A 14,682-nucleotide genomic window follows, 5' to 3' on the forward strand; every position below is an offset into this window, starting at 1 on the left:
CAACCTCGTTTCGTCGATTCGGGAGCATGCTACCTTCCATTGGAAAGATTGTTTCCAGTGAGGTCAGGAACGGCCCGCCTTGACCGCCTCCACGGCCTTCATGATCCGCTTGTCCGAGACCGGGTAGGCGGTCCGGAGCTCCTGGGCGAACAGGCTGACCCGGTACTCCTCCAGCATCCAGCGCAGCTCGACCACGTCCGCGTCGGCCGCCCGCCCCGCCGGGAGCGCGCCGACCGCCGTGCGCACGGCCTGGCGCATCTGCTCGACCTTGGACATGTTCACCTGGTCGCGGCGCGGGTTGTCGGGCAGCTTGGTCAGCCGGTACTCCACGCCCCGCAGGTAGCGGTGCAGGTCGTCGACGCGGGACACGCCCGTGCGGGTGACGAACCCGTCCAGGACCAGGTCGCCGAGCTGCCCCTGCACGTCGTTGAGCGACGGCAGCACGGCGAGGGACGTGGTGCCCTTGACCTTCTTGGACACCGTGCGCCACAGCACGAGCACACGGGCCACCCGGCCGAGGAGGTCGGCGAGGGTGTCCCCCAGGTCGGCGCGGACCCGGTCGGCGAGCGTGCCGAAGTCGTCCGCGTTCCAGACCGGGCCGCCCTCGCGGGCGAGCAGGTGGTCGACGGCGGCGGACTCGCAGTCGGCCATGAGCTTCCTGACCGACCCGTGCGGGTTGTCCGCGAGGGCGAGCTTGTCCGGGTTGTTCAGGCCCTTGCTCACCACGGGCGCCGGGGAGGGGACGGTGAGCAGGAGGAGTCTGCGGGTGCCCGCCCACATGGCGGCGCGCTGCTCGGCCCGGGTGTCGAAGATCCGCACGGCCACGCTGTCGCCCTCGTCCACCAGGGCCGGATACCCCTTGACCTGCGGGCCGAGCGCCTTGCGTTCCAGGGTCCGCTCCAGCGGACCGAAGTCCCAGGAGGTGATCCCCTTCTTCTCCACGCCCTTGGCCTCGGCCGAGATCGCCTCGCGGAGACGGGGTTTGAGCTTGGCGCGCAGCCGCTCCAGGTCCTTGTCCTCGGCCAGCGACCGGTTTTTCCCGTCCACCGCGCGGAAGGTGATGCGCAGGTGGTCGGGGACCCTGTCCAGATCGAAGGCGCTCGCGGGCACCTTCTCCCCCGCCATGCGGGTGAGTTCGGCGGCCAGGGCGTCCAGGAGCGTGCCCTGGTGGGGGACCAGCCCGGCGAGCGCCCGGGCGGCGTTGTCCGGGACCGGCACGAAGTTGCGGCGCAGGGGCTTGGGCAGGGAACGGATCAGCGCGGTGACCAGGTCGTCGCGCAGACCGGGGATCTGCCAGTCGAACCCGTCGGCCTCGACCTGGTTGAGCACCTTGAGCGGGATGTGCGCGGTGACGCCGTCGGCGGCGCTGCCCGGCTCGAACTGGTAGGTCAGCGGGAACGTGAACGGGCCCTGGCGCCACACGTCGGGGTAGTCGTCCTCGCTGACGTCGCCCGCCCCGTCGTTGATCAGCTCGTCGCGGGTGAAGTCGAGCAGCGCGGGGTCGGTGCGGCGCTCCTGCTTCCACCAGGAGTCGAAGTGCGCGGCGGAGACGACGGTCTCCGGGACGCGGCGGTCGTAGAAGGCGAACAGGGCCTCGTCGTCGACGACGATGTCGCGCCGGCGGGCGCGGTGTTCGAGGTCCTCGACCTCCTCCAGGAGCTTGCGGTTGTCGTGGAAGAAGTGGTGGCGGGTGTCCCAGTCCCCCTCGACGAGCGCCCGCCGGATGAACAGCTCACGCGAGAGCGCCGGGTCGATCCGCCCGTACTGCACCTTGCGCTGCACGACGATCGGCACGCCGTAGAGGGTGACGCGCTCGAACGCCATCACCGCGCCGCGCTTGCGCTCCCAGTGCGGCTCGCTGTGGTGGCGCTTGACGATGTCCCCGGCGAGCTCCTCCGCCCACTCCGGTTCGATCCTGCCGACCATCCGCCCCCAGAGCTTGGAGGTCTCCACGAGCTCGGCGGCCATGACGAAGCGCGGCTGCTTCTTGAACAGCGACGACCCCGGGAAGATCGCGAACCGCGCCCCGCGCCCGCCCAGGTACTCGTGCTTGTCGGGGTCCTTGAGACCGATGTGCGACAGCAGCCCCGCCAGCAGCGACATGTGCACGGAGCGGGTGTCGACGGCGTCCTCCGGGAGCCGGGGCACCTCGACGTCCATGGACCGCAGCACCTGCTTGAGCTGTCCGTGGATGTCCTGCCACTCGCGGACGCGCAGGTAGTTGAGGAACTCCTCGCGGCACAGCTTGCGGAACTGGTTGCCCGACAGCTCCCGCTGCCGCTCGCGCAGGTACCGCCAGAGGTTGAGGAAGGCCAGGAAGTCCGACTCCTTGTCGGCGAACCTGGCGTGCGCGGCCTGCGCCTGCTGCTGCTTGTCGGTGGGCCGCTCGCGCGGGTCCTGGATGGACAGCGCCGACGTGATCACCAGGACCTCGGCCAGGCAGCCGCGTTCCTCGGCCTCCAGGACCATGCGGCCCAGACGGGGGTCGATCGGCAGCTGGGCGAGGCGGCGGCCCATGGGGGTGAGGCGGCGTCTGCTCCCGGAGGGGTCCGGATGGAGGGCGCCGAGTTCGGTGAGGAGGTTGACGCCGTCCTTGATCTGGCGGTGGTCGGGTCCGTCGACGAACGGGAACGCGGCCACGTCGCCCAGACCGAGCGCGGCCATCTGCAGGATGACCGAGGCGAGGTTGGTGCGCAGGATCTCGGGGTCGGTGTACTCGGGGCGGGAGAGGAAGTCCTCCTCCGAGTACAGCCGGATGCAGATGCCCTCGGACACGCGGCCGCAGCGGCCCTTGCGCTGGTTGGCCGACGCCTGGGAGACCGCCTCGATCGGCAGCCGCTGCACCTTGGTGCGATGGCTGTACCTGGAGATGCGGGCGGTTCCGGGGTCGATGACGTACTTGATGCCGGGAACGGTCAGCGACGTCTCGGCGACGTTGGTGGCCAGCACGATCCGGCGCCCGCGGTGGGAGGCCCACACGCGTTTCTGCTCGGCCACCGACAGGCGCGCGTAGAGCGGGAGGACCTCGGTGCCGGGGAGCCTCTTCCTCTCCAGGGCCTCGGCGGTGTCGCGGATCTCGCGTTCGCCGCTGAGGAAGACGAGCACGTCGCCGGGGTCCTCGCGGCTCAGCTCGTCGACGGCGTCGAGGATCGCCTGGGTCTGGTCGCGGTCGGTCCCGCCGCCCGGGTTCCTCTCCTCGGGGTCGAGGATCTCGTCGGAGATCGGCCGGTAGCGGACCTCGACGGGGTAGGTGCGGCCGGAGACCTCGACGATGGGGGCGTCGTCGAAGTGGCGGGAGAAGCGTTCGGGGTCGATGGTCGCCGAGGTGATGACGACCTTGAGGTCGGGGCGCTTGGGCAGCAGCTGCCTGAGGTACCCCAGGAGGAAGTCGATGTTGAGGCTGCGCTCGTGGGCCTCGTCGATGATGAGCGTGTCGTAGGCGCGCAGCATCCGGTCGTGCTGGATCTCGGCGAGCAGGATGCCGTCGGTCATCAGCTTGACCAGCGTGCTGTCGCCGGAGGAGTCGGTGAAGCGCACCTTGTAGCCGACGGTCTCGCCGAGCGGGGTGCCGACCTCGTCCGCGATGCGTTCGGCGACCGTGCGCGCGGCGAGGCGGCGCGGTTGGGTGTGGCCGATGGTGCCCATGACGCCGCGGCCCAGTTCGAGGCAGATCTTGGGCAGCTGCGTGGTCTTCCCGGAACCGGTCTCACCGGCGACGATCACGACCTGGTGGTCGCGGATGGCCGCGGCGATGTCCTCGCGCCGGGCGCTGACCGGGAGGTCCTCGGGGTAGGCGAGGTCGGGCACGGCCTCGCGGCGCAGGTCCACGCGCAGCACGGCCTCGTCGATGTCCCGGCCGATCTGCTCGGTCACCGAGGCGCGGCGGCGCTCGTCACGGATCTTGGCCAGGCCGTCGATGCGGCGGCGGATCCGGTGCCGGTCCGTCGGCATGAGGTCGCGCAGCCGGGATCGCAGTGTGTCCGCGCCGGGCGCGGGCGTGGTGGTGCTCATCAACTCTCAAGGTTATGAGGGCGGGCAACCGGTTTTCTCCGCGCGGTGGCGGCGACGCCACCGGTGCGCGGGGCCGCGGAGCCGGACGCGGAGGCGCGGGCGGGCCGTTGGGGCCAACACCGGTCCTTCCGCGATTGTTCCGTGGCCGCGCCGTCCCCGCGCGTCCGGGCCACCGCTCCCGGGGGTTCCCGTACGGGGCGGCCGGTCCGGTTCACGCGGCAGACCTCGCCGCGCGGGCCGCGTCGCACGGGCGGTCGTCCGGTGCGGGCGAGCGCGCTCACCGGGCCCCACCGGACCGGCGCCGCGCGCTGTGCCAGGATGGTCCGCATGCCCAAGGACACGCGCACCGCCCTGGTGGCCTCGGCCAGCGCCCTCCTGGACGCGGGCGGGACCGACGCGGTCACGCTCCGGGAGGCCGGCCGGTTGGGCGGGGTGTCCCATACGGACGCCTGCAAGCACTTCGCCGACGAGGAGGCGCTGCTCGCCGCCGTCGCCGCGCGGGAGCTCGAACGGCTGGGCGAGGTCGTCGACGACGCCGCCCGCCAGTCCCGAACCTCCCAGGAGGCCCTGCGCACGGTGCTGCGCTCCCACACCGCCTGGGCCCTCGACCACCCGGTCCGGTTCCGGCTGGTGTTCGGCGCCTGGACCCGCCCGCATGCCGACCTGGACCGGTCGGCCGGTCGCGCCCGGTCGGCGCTGACGGCCGTGGTGGGCCAGTGCCAGCGCGACGGGGTGATCCCCGGGGGCGAACCGGAGCGGCGCACCGCGCTGCTGCTCGCCGTGGTGCACGGCGCCCTCGACCTGCACCTGGCCGGACACACGGCACGCGGCGGCAAGGGCCGGACGGACCCGGACGACGTCGTCGACGACCTGCTCGACCTGCTGCGCACCGCCGCCGGATGATCCCGGACCTTGACGGGGTGTCCCGCACCACACCGGATCGTTGACATCCTGTCCGCCTCCGCGCGGCCACCACCGGGCTAGGGTTGCGTCCCATGACGACGAACGACCAGGCCAGCGCCCCCTTCGCCCTCCACATCGCCGACGCCGAGCTGGAACCCGAGCCGCTCGACCCCGAGCAGATCGTCTCCGGCGACCCCGTGGTGACCGGGAAGGTGCTGTGGGAGTCCGCCGACGGCGCCCAGATCCGCGGCCTGTGGCAGATCACGCCCGGCGTGGTCACCGACACCGAGGCCGACGAGCTCTTCGTCGTGGTGGGCGGGCGCGCCACGATCGAGGTGGACGGCGGCCCCACCCTGGAGGTCGGCCCCGGCGACGCCTGTGTCCTCCGTGAGGGCGACCGGACGACCTGGACCGTGCACGAGACGCTGCGCAAGGCCTACCAGATCAGCCTTCCCCGGTCCTGAGTCCGACCGCGCCCCAGCTGCCGATCAGCCGCAGGGCCTCCTCCGACGGCGACCCCGGTTCGGCGTGGTAGGCGACGAGGGACTGGTAGGCGTCGTGCGGAAGGGTGAGCGTCTCGTAGGACAGGGTCAGTTGCCCGACCACCGGATGCCGGATCCGCTTGACCCCGTACCCCTTGTCCTTGACGTCGTGCGCCGCCCACAGCCGCCGGAAGGCGTCGCTCTTCATCGACAACTCGCCGACCAGGGCCGCCAACTGGGGGTCGTCCACGTGGCAACCGGCGTCCATACGCAGGTGGCTGACGATGTCGGCCGCCTTGGTGTCCCACTCCACGAACAGGTCGCGGTAGTCCGGGCGCAGGAACACCAGCCGCGCCCAGTTGCGCTCCTGCGGCGGCAGCGCCCCCCAGTCCCCGAACAGCGCCGTGGCCATCCCGTTCCAGGCGAGGATGTCGGAGCGGCGGCCGACCACGTACGCGGGCACGCCGGTCAGCGTGTCCAGCAGCTGGCGCAGGGAGGTCCGGACCTGCTGGGTGGGCGCGGCCGACTTCTTCCTGTGCCGTTTCGGCTGCGCCAGATGGGTCAGATGCGCGTGTTCGGCGGCCGTCAGCCGCAGGGCGTGCGCGATCGAGTCCAGTACCTCCGTGGACACGCCCTGGCCCCGCCCCTGCTCCAGGCGGGTGTAGTAGGCGACCGAGACCCCCGCCAGCTGGGCGAGCTCCTCCCTGCGCAGTCCCGGCACCCGCCGGTAGCGCCCGAACTCGGGCAGGCCGACGTCCTCGGGCTTGATCCGCGCGCGCCGGGTGCGCAGGAACTCGCTGAGCTCCGCACGCCGGTCGAGCGGCGGTTCGGTCTGGGCGGCAGGGGCGGTCTCGGCACGGGACTCGCGGTCGGTGCGCGGGGCCGTCTCCGTCCGGGGGGCGGTGCTCCCCTCGCCTGGGTGCTCGTCCATGCTCCCAGTATGTCCGATCCACCGCGGGTGAGGCTGACCCTGCCAGTGGTAGGTACGCCCGACGTACGTCGAACGCAGGGCTGGGTGGGGCGCTCGCCGCTCGGCACACTCGGTGGTGCGTCCGCCCGTGAAGGAGGGCAGGACGGCTGAACGACTCCGAGGAGAACCCTCCGATGACCACCGTTGCCGCCTACGCCGCACCCGCCGCCAAGGCACCGCTGGAGCGCACCACGATCGAGCGACGCCCCGTCGGCGCGTCCGACGTCCGGATCGACATCAAGTTCGCGGGCATCTGCCACTCCGACATCCACCAGGCCGAGGAGGGGTGGGGCGAGTCGATCTTCCCCATGGTCCCGGGCCACGAGATCGCGGGCGTGGTCGCCGAGGTCGGCTCCGGGGTGACCCGCTACAGGGTCGGCGACCGGGTGGGGGTCGGCTGTTTCGTCGACTCCTGCCGCGTGTGCGAGTACTGCGAGAAGGGCCTGGAGCAGTACTGCGCCGAGGGCATGACCGCGACCTACAACGGCCTCGACCGCCAGGGCCGGCCCACCCACGGCGGCTACTCCACCGGCATCGTGGTGGACGAGCGCTACGTCCTGCGGATCCCGGACTCCCTGCCGCTGGACACGGCCGCGCCGCTGCTGTGCGCGGGCATCACGTCCTACTCGCCGCTGCGCCGGTTCAAGGTCGGCCCCGGCTCGAAGGTCGCCGTCCTGGGTCTGGGCGGCCTGGGCCACATGGGCGTGAAGCTGGCGCACGCCATGGGCGCGGAGGTGACCGTGCTCAGCCAGTCCCTGCGCAAGCGCGACGACGGCCTGGGCATGGGCGCCGACCACTACTACGCGACCAGCGACCCCGCCACGTTCGAGACCCTGGCCGGGAGCTTCGACGTGATCCTGTCGACGGTGTCGGTGGCGCTGGACTTCGACCGGTACCTCGGCCTGCTCAAGCCGGAGGGCGCGTTGGCCAACGTCGGCGCCCCGGACGACCCGATCGCGCTGAACCTGTTCTCCCTGATCATGGGAGGCCGCAGCCTCACCGGGTCGATGATCGGCGGCATCCCCGAGACCCAGGAGATGCTGGACTTCTGCGCCGAGCACGGCCTCGGCGCGGAGATCGAGGTCATCCGCGCCGAGGAGGTCAACGAGGCGTGGAAGCGCGTCGTGGCCAGCGACGTGCGCTACCGGTTCGTCATCGACACCGCCACGATCTGAGCGACCGCGGCCTCGACCGCGTCGGCCGTGGTCCCGGCGTGCTCCTCCAGCATGGTGAGGTGGTCGCCGGGCACCTCGACCCGGATGTGGTCCCCCGGCCAGTCCCATCCGGCCCCGAGTTCCTCGCCGGACGCGGCGAGGAACGGGGCCCGGGGGCGGACCTGGGTGGTCGGACAGGGCAGGGGGGCGGGACGCCAGTCGGCGAACATGGTGAGGTAGCCGCCCATGGCGGTCAGCCGCACCGTGTCCAGGAGGGCGAACTCGTCGGCGCGGGCCGTCACCGCCTCCGTGACGATCGGCAGCAGGCCCGGTTCGTCGGGTAGGGGTGTGTCCAGGAGGACGAGGCCCTGGGGAGCGTGCCCGCGCCGGTGCAGTTCCTCGGCGACGGCGTGCGCCACCCATCCGCCCGACGACCGCCCCACGAGGACGAACGGCGCGCCGTCGGCCGACCGGAGCACGGCGTCGGCCTGACCGTTGACCAGGGCCGGGCGACCGGCGGGAAGACGCTCCCCGTCCGCGAAGCCGGGCGCGGGGAGAACATGGACCGGGCGCCTTCCGCGTGCCGGCGCCGCGAACCGCGCGAACTCCTGCGCGCCCGAGGTCATGACGAGGGACGGAAAGCAGATCAGGACCGGCCGCTCGGGGCCGGTGGCGAGCCGCACGGGCACGACCGGCCACGCGTCGTCCGCGTCGAGCACCGGCCGGTTCCGCGCCTCGGCGCGCACCGCGGCGACCGCCTCCTCCGACCGCCCTTCCCGGCACGCGGTTCGGAACCGCGCCGCCAGTCCGTCCGCGGTGCGGTGCCCGTCGGCGCCCATCTCGGTTTCCACGTGCACGGCCAGCAGCGCGGGGGTCCGGTGCGCGAACACCACCGCGGACGGTAGCCGCACCCCGGTGACCTCGCGCAGGTGGTTGCGGAGTTCGACGGCGGTGAGGGAGTCGAACCCCGCCTCCAGGAAGTCATGGTCGGCCGCCACGCGGTGACCGGCCGGGTGACCGAGGATCTCGGCGGCGCGCACCCCGATGAGGTCCAGGAGCAGGGTCCGGCGCTCGGTTCCGGGAGCGCTGTCCCTCAGTCGCTCAGCGTCGGCCGCGCCGGGGGCGGACCGCCGAGGTTCCCCGCCCCGTACGAGCCCGCGAAGCAGCGGCGGCACGTCCTCGGGCGTGCTCGCACGCGTGCGCAGACCGGCCAGGTCCATCGGGACGGGCACCAGGTGGGCGCGGTCGGTCGCCGCGGCGGCGTCCATGAGCGCGCGACCCTCGTCGGAGCCGATCGCCGTCAACCCCCACGTACGGGCCATGCGAGCGGTGTCGGCCCCGCCGAGACGACCGGTCATGGCGCTGGCGTCGGCCCACCGGCCCCAGGACAGGGACTGGGCAGGCAGTCCGAGGGAGCGGCGGTGCTGGGCGAGGGCGTCCAGGAAGGCGTTGGCCGCCGCGTACCCGGCCTGACCGGCGGCCCCGAACACCCCTGCCGCGGAGGAGAACAGGACGAAGGAGTCCAGGTCGAGGTCGGCGGTCGCCCGGTGCAGGTTCCACGCCCCGTCGACCTTGGGCCGCAGGACCCGCTCCAACGCGGCGGCGTCGAGCCCGGTGACGGTGGCGTCGTCGAGTACACCCGCCGCGTGGACCACTCCTGTGAGCGGATGGTCGGGGGACACCCCGTCCAGGAGGTCCCGTACCTGGTCGGGGTCGGCGACGTCACAGGCCGCGACCGTCACTTGGGCGCCCAGGGCACCGAGTTCGTCGGCGAGCGCGGCGGCACCCGGGGCCCCTGTCCCCCGTCGGCCGGCCAGGAGCAGGTGCGTGACGCCGTGCCGGACCACCAGGTGCCGGGCGACGAGTGCACCGAGCGTGCCGGTGCCGCCGGTGATCAGGACGGTGCCGCCCGGCCGTGCGCGCGTGGCGAGTTCGAGGACGGCCTTGCCGACGTTGTGGCCCCGCTGCATGAGCCGGAAGGCGTCCGCCGCCCGTTCGACGGGGTAGCGGGTCACCTGGAGGCCGGGGAGTTCCGCCTTCTCCAGCAGGGGCAGGACAGCGGCGAAGGCGCGTCGGACGCGCTCCTCCGGCAGTGTGGACAGGTCGAACGGCAGGTAGGCGACACCGTGGTGGTCGGTCGCCACGCGCGAGGGGTCGCGCGGATCGTTGCGTCCCAGTTCGACGAAGCGGCCACCGGGGGCCATCAGCCGCATTGACGCGTCGATCGCGGGTCCGGTGAGCGAGTTGAGGACCACGTCGACGTGCGGCGCCGACGCGCGGAAGCGGTCCTCGAAGTCGAGTCGGCGTGAGTGGGCCAGGTGGTCGTCGGCGATCCCCGCGCGCCTGAGCAGGTCCCATTTCTGCGGGCTCGCGGTCGCCAGGACCGTGGCACCCAGGTGGCGGGCGACGTGGACGGCGGCCTGCCCCACACCGCCGGCCGCGGAGTGGATGAGCACCGTCTCACCGGCGGTGAGACCGGCGTCCTCGACGAGGGCGAGGTGAGCGGTCAGGTAGGCGGCGGGTACGGAGGCGGCGGTGGCGTCGTCCCACTCCGCCGGAACCCGGGCGACCAACGCGCGGCGGGCGACGGCGACCGGCGCGAAGGCGCCGGGGAACAGGCCCGTGACCCGGTCGCCCGGACCGAGGTCGGCCACGTCCGCACCGACCTCCAGGACCACCCCGGCGCCCTCGTTGCCGATGTCTCCGGAGCCGGGGTACATCCCCACGGCCATGAGCACGTCGCGGAAGTTGACCCCGGCCGCGCGGACGGCGACCCGGATCTCTCCGGATGCGAGCGGCCGCCACTGGTCGGGGTCCGGGACCGGGGCGATGCCGTCGATCCGCCCTGACTCGCGCACGCGCAGACGCCAGTCGGTCCTGCGGCGGGGCGGTGAGGGACGGTCGCGTTCGCGGGCGGTCTCGGCGAGGCGCGGGACGTGCGGGCGGCCGTCGCGCAGGGCCACCCGGGGTTCGTGGGTCGCGAGAGCCGTCCGCACCCCGGACACGTCGAGCCGATCGGAGTCGAGCAGCAGGAAGCGGCCGGGGTTCTCGGTCTCGGCGGCGGAGACCATCCCCCACACAGCCGCACCCGCGAGGTCGACGTCCGCGTCGGCGTCACCGGGAAGGCGGACGGCACCGCGGGTGACCACCGCGATCCTGGCCCCACCGAGCCGCTTGTCGTCCACCCACGCCTGGACGAGAGTCAGCACACGGCGGAGTGCGGTGCGAACACGGGCGGGGGCGTCCCCCTCCCCGCCCGCGACGGGCACGAGGATCAGCTCCGGCCCGGGCGCGCCCGACGCCAGTGCGGCTTCGAGCGCGGTGGCGTCGGCGTGGTGCGCCACCCCCTCCAGTTCCTCGGTTCCGACCGTCGCCCACGTTCGGGGCTCCGGCACCGGGGCGTCGTGGCGGGAGGTCTCCGGTTCCGTCCAGTCCACGTGGAAGAGGGCGGGCGGCTCGGTGCCGTGCGGGGCGTCGCGGACGGTGAGCCGGTCGATGGTGAGGACCGGTGTCCCGTCCTCAGCCGCGTGGACGACCGTGAACGTGTCCCGACCCGTCGGCGTGATCCGCGTGCGCAGTCGTGTCGGCGGGTGGCAGGTGTGCGACCGGACACCGCTCCAGGAGAACGGTAGGAGCGCGCGTGGAACGCCCTCCCCGCCCAGGTGGTCGAGCAGGAGCGCGTGCAGCCCCGCGTCGGCCAGTGCCGGGTGCGGACCCACCATCCGCGGCGCGTCCTCCGGCGCGGTGTCGGCACCGACGTCCGCGACCAGGCCGCCCCCGTCCCTCCACGCGGCGCGCAGGCCCCGGAAGGTCGGCCCGTAGTCGTAGCCGTGGGAGGCGAGGAGGCCGTGGGCGTCCTCCAGCGGCAAGGGTTCCGCGTCCTCGGCCAGGTCCGTCGTGCGCTCCGGCGGCCGTCCGGTGTCCGGGCACAACTCGCCCTCGGCGTGCGCGGTCCACTCGCCGTCGGGCCTCTGGGACCGCAGCCGCACGGTTCGGCGCCCCTCCTCGTCCGGGGCGTCGACCATGACCTGGATCGGAAGGCCGTCCCCGTCCGGCGGCAGTTCCAGGGGGACGCCGAGTGTCAGGTCGGCGATCTCCGGGCACCCGCACTCGCGTCCCGCGTGCAGGAGGAGCTCCACCACGGCCGTCCCAGGAAGCAGCGTCCGACCGTGGATCGTGTGTTCGGCGAGCCAGGTCCTGCGGCCGGGGTGGAGCATCCCGGTGAAGAGGGTCCGTCCCGTGTCCCCGATCGGAATCCGCGCGCCGAGGAGGGGATGGCCCGCCGGGGACACACCCAGTGCGGCGGGGTCGCCGTCGACATGCCGCGGTGCGAGCCAGTGGCGCTGGTGCTGGAAGGGGTAGGTGGGCAGGTCGAACCTGGCACGGTCGGCGTCGCCGAGGGCTCGCGCCCAGTCGACGGCCACACCCTGGCAGTGGGCCTCGGCCAGGGCGGTCCACAGGCGGGTGGTCCCGTCCTCGCCGCGCCGCAGTGTGCCGAGGACCGCCCGGTCCGACCGTCCGGCCTCTTCCAGTGTCTGGTCGATCGCCGCCGTGAGCAGGGGGTGCGGGCTGATCTCGACGAAGACTCCGCCGTGCTCCGCCAGGTCCGCGACGACGGGCGCGAGCAGCACGGGGTGGCGGAGGTTGCGGTACCAGTGGTCGGCGTCGAGGTCGACGCCCTCCACGGGCGAGCGCCCGGGCCCGGGTGCCGCCGCCGACCAGGTCGGGGAGGGTGCGACGGTGGTGTGGAGGGGGATTTCGCCCGCTCGTGGCCGGAGTCGGGCGAGCCCGGCGAGAAGTTCGTCACGCACCCGTTCGACATGGGCGGAGTGCGAGGCGTAGTCGACGTCGATCCGGCGGACGTGGACGCCGTCCCGCTCGGCGGCGGCGAGGAGTTCCCCGATCGCGTCCGCCTCGCCGGACACCACGGTCGACTCCGGGCCGTTGACCGCCGCGACGCCGATCCGACCCGCCCAGGGCGCGACGATCCCGGCCGTGCGGTCGGCGTCGGCCGCGACCACGGCCATGCCTCCGTACCCGGCCAGTTCGCGGAGGAGTCGGGAGCGCAGCGCGACCACCCGCGCCCCGTCCTCCAGAGTGAGCACACCGGCGACGCACGCGGCGGCGATCTCCCCCTGGGAGTGGCCGACCACGGCGGAGGGTTCGACCCCCGCCGACCGCCACACTCGCGCGAGCGAGACCATGACCGCCCACAGTGCGGGCTGGACCAGGTCCACGCGGGCGTCCTCCCCGAAGACCGCCGGGGCGCCGGGGCGACCGGCCAGCACCGCGCTGAGCGACCAGTCCACGAACGGGTTCAGCGCGCGTTCGCACTCGGCCACGGCCTCGGCGAACACGGGCGAGGAGTCCAGCAGGCCCTGGGCCATCCCCGCCCACTGGCCGCCCTGACCGGGGAAGACGAAGACGGGTGCGGTGCGGCGCCCGGAGCCGAACGCCGTGCCCGTCACGACTCCGTCGGCGCGCCGCCCCTCAGCGATCGCCCGTAGCCCGGACAGGACCTGGGCGCCGTCCGCCCCGACGACGGCCGCGCGACGCGTGAACGCGGTGCGGGTGGTGGCGAGTGACCGGGCGACGCCGACGATGTCCGGGTTGTTTCCCTCCAGGTACGCGCTCAGGCGCGCGGCCTGGTCCGCCAGCGCCGGTGCGGTACGGGCCGACAGGACCCACGGCGCCGGACCCGCCGTCAGCGCGGGCGTCCGGGGCGCCTCGGGGACGCCGGTCCCCCCGGGCGCCTCCTCCACGATCACGTGAGCGTTGGTGCCGCTGATGCCGAACGAGGACACACCCGCTCGACGCGGGCGCTCCCCGCGCGGCCAGGGCCGCGCGGACGAACGTACCCGCACGCGCCCCGTCTCCCAGTCCACCAGCGGCGAGGGGCGGTCCGCGTGCAGCGTGGCCGGAAGGGCGCCGTGGCCCAACGCGAGGACCATCGACATCAGACCCGCCACGCCCGCGGCCGCCTGGGTGTGCCCGATGTTGGACTTGACCGAGCCGACGTCCACCGGCCGCGAGCCCGTCCCCCCCTGACCCGCGGGTCCGAACACCTCCAGCAGCGCCTGCGCCTCGATCGGATCGCCCAGCTCCGTGCCCGTGCCGTGCGCCTCCACCGCGTCGATGTCGTCCGCGGTCAGTCCGGCGTCGGCCAGGGCGGCCCGCACAACGCGGACCTGGGCCGGGCCGCTCGGCGCGGTCAGTCCGTTGGACGCGCCGTCCTGGTTGGTGGCGGTGCCCCGGATCACGGCGAGCACCTGGTGACCGTTGCGGCGGGCGTCCGACAGCCGCTCCAGGACGACCATCCCCACGCCCTCGGAGAATCCGGTTCCGTCCGCCCCCGCACCGAAGGCCTTGCACCGGCCGTCGGGAGCCAGCCCGCCCTGGCGGGCGAACTCCTCGAAGAGCATCGGCCCCGTCATCACCGTGGCGCCGCCCGCCAGGGCGAGGGAGCACTCCCCCGCCCGCAGAGCGCGCACGGCCAGGTGAACCGCCACCAGCGACGACGAACACGCCGTGTCCACCGTCAGCGCCGGCCCCGTCAACCCCAGCGTGTACGACAACCGCCCGGACGCCACGCTCGAGGCCGTACCGGTGACCAGGTACCCCGCCGCCTCCTCGGGTACCGGTACGTCACCGGCGACCGAGCCCCCCGCGTAGTCGTTCAGACTGAGCCCCGTGAACACGGCTGTGGGACTGTCCGCCAGGGACGTGGGATCGATTCCGGACCGTTCGAGCGCCTCCCACGACACCTCCAGCAGGAGTCGCTGCTGGGGGTCCATGGCCGCCGCCTCACGCGGGGAGATCCCGAAGAACTCCGCGTCGAAGCCCGCGACGTCGTCGAGGAAGCCTCCCGCGCTCGTCGCACCCGGTCGTGCGCGCAGCGATTCCAGGTCCCATCCGCGGTCTGCGGGCAGGGCACCGATCGCGTCCGTGCCCGTCTCCAGCAGACGCCAGAGCGCCTCCGGTGAGTCGGCTCCCCCGGGTAGTCGGCAGCCCATCCCCACGACGGCGACGGGTTCACGGTCGCGGGAGCGCAGTTCGTCGAGTTCGGCTCGGGCGCGGCGCAGGTCGGCGGTCACCCGTTTGAGGTAGTCGAGGAGCTTGGCGTCATCGGACATGGGTGTGGCCTCACCGGTTCGTGTGGTCC

6 protein-coding genes are annotated in these 14,682 nt (G+C 73.4%); 3 read left to right on the top strand and 3 right to left on the bottom strand.

Annotation, left to right across the window (positions count from 1 at the left end):
* Positions 1-63 precede the first annotated feature (63 nt).
* Entirely contained in the window at positions 64-4,011 is a 3,948-nt protein-coding gene (gene hrpA / locus ACIBFB_RS04845; protein WP_397226257.1) for an ATP-dependent RNA helicase HrpA, read from the bottom strand.
* A gap of 327 nt (positions 4,012-4,338) precedes the next feature.
* Here hrpA and ACIBFB_RS04850 point away from each other — a divergent pair, with 327 nt between their 5' ends.
* Both ACIBFB_RS04850 and ACIBFB_RS04855 read left to right on the top strand, forming a co-directional pair.
* Positions 4,339-4,914 (top strand): TetR/AcrR family transcriptional regulator, encoded by a 576-nt coding sequence (locus tag ACIBFB_RS04850; protein ID WP_397226259.1) that lies wholly within the window; start codon positions 4,339-4,341, stop codon positions 4,912-4,914.
* A gap of 92 nt (positions 4,915-5,006) precedes the next feature.
* Positions 5,007-5,378, top strand: coding sequence for a cupin domain-containing protein (locus ACIBFB_RS04855; protein ID WP_397226261.1), 372 nt, complete (start codon positions 5,007-5,009; stop codon positions 5,376-5,378).
* On the opposite strand, the gene ACIBFB_RS04860 is transcribed toward ACIBFB_RS04855, so the two are convergent.
* A complete protein-coding gene (locus ACIBFB_RS04860; RefSeq protein ID WP_397226263.1) occupies positions 5,359-6,327 on the bottom strand; it encodes a helix-turn-helix domain-containing protein in 969 nt (322 codons plus the stop codon). The genes ACIBFB_RS04855 and ACIBFB_RS04860 overlap by 20 nt on opposite strands.
* 173 nt (positions 6,328-6,500) lie before the next feature.
* On the opposite strand from ACIBFB_RS04860, the gene ACIBFB_RS04865 reads away from it, so the two are divergent.
* On the top strand, positions 6,501-7,541 hold the full coding sequence (locus tag ACIBFB_RS04865; protein WP_397226265.1) for an NAD(P)-dependent alcohol dehydrogenase: 1,041 nt from the start codon (positions 6,501-6,503) through the stop codon (positions 7,539-7,541).
* Here ACIBFB_RS04865 and ACIBFB_RS04870 read toward each other — a convergent pair.
* Complete coding sequence (locus ACIBFB_RS04870; RefSeq protein WP_397226267.1) at positions 7,508-14,653, bottom strand: SDR family NAD(P)-dependent oxidoreductase; 7,146 nt, start codon at positions 14,651-14,653, stop codon at positions 7,508-7,510. The genes ACIBFB_RS04865 and ACIBFB_RS04870 overlap by 34 nt on opposite strands.
* Between the last annotated feature and the right edge of the window lie 29 nt (positions 14,654-14,682).

The sequence above is a fragment of the Nocardiopsis sp. NPDC050513 genome, assembly GCF_044457925.1.
In the GTDB taxonomy this organism is placed as follows: domain Bacteria; phylum Actinomycetota; class Actinomycetes; order Streptosporangiales; family Streptosporangiaceae; genus Nocardiopsis.

What these genes read in the sequence shown, in the direction of transcription:
- hrpA (WP_397226257.1), bottom strand. Translation starts at nt 4,011, where the DNA reads ATGAGCACCACCACGCCCGCGCCCGGCGCGGACACACTGCGATCCCGG.
- ACIBFB_RS04855 (WP_397226261.1), top strand. Translation starts at nt 5,007, where the DNA reads ATGACGACGAACGACCAGGCCAGCGCCCCCTTCGCCCTCCACATCGCC.
- ACIBFB_RS04865 (WP_397226265.1), top strand. Translation starts at nt 6,501, where the DNA reads ATGACCACCGTTGCCGCCTACGCCGCACCCGCCGCCAAGGCACCGCTG.
- ACIBFB_RS04850 (WP_397226259.1), top strand. Translation starts at nt 4,339, where the DNA reads ATGCCCAAGGACACGCGCACCGCCCTGGTGGCCTCGGCCAGCGCCCTC.
- ACIBFB_RS04870 (WP_397226267.1), bottom strand. Translation starts at nt 14,653, where the DNA reads ATGTCCGATGACGCCAAGCTCCTCGACTACCTCAAACGGGTGACCGCC.
- ACIBFB_RS04860 (WP_397226263.1), bottom strand. Translation starts at nt 6,327, where the DNA reads ATGGACGAGCACCCAGGCGAGGGGAGCACCGCCCCCCGGACGGAGACG.